This is a genomic window from Bradyrhizobium campsiandrae (genome assembly GCF_014529705.1).
Taxonomy (GTDB): Bacteria; Pseudomonadota; Alphaproteobacteria; order Rhizobiales; family Xanthobacteraceae; genus Bradyrhizobium; species Bradyrhizobium campsiandrae.
This window is the reverse complement of the sequence record NZ_JAANIH010000409.1, coordinates 1-243: the sequence shown is the minus strand read 5'-3', so window position 1 is coordinate 243 and position 243 is coordinate 1. Positions and strand designations below refer to the sequence as shown.

Genomic DNA, 243 nt, shown 5'->3' with positions numbered 1-243 from the left:
GGACCGACGAAGAGCGCGAGGCTTATCGCGCTCCGGTTCGCAAGACTTTTGAGGATTTCGCGAACGCCTACAACTTCGCACGCAACACCTGGTGTGACATGGTGATCGATCCGCTCGAGACCCGCGAGGTGATGGCGCTGCTGCTCGACCTCGCCGGCCGGACGCCTGCCAAGCCGACGAGATTCGGGGTGTTCCGGATGTAGCTGCTCGCCGGTCAGGCTAAGCCCGCCGGAAGCGCGGCAG

General features: G+C 64.6%; 1 pseudogene. It reads left to right on the top strand.

Annotated elements, in window-relative coordinates:
• A pseudogene (locus G8O24_RS43690) lies at positions 1–203 on the top strand (methylcrotonoyl-CoA carboxylase); the annotation flags it as partial.
• Between the last annotated feature and the right edge of the window lie 40 nt (positions 204–243).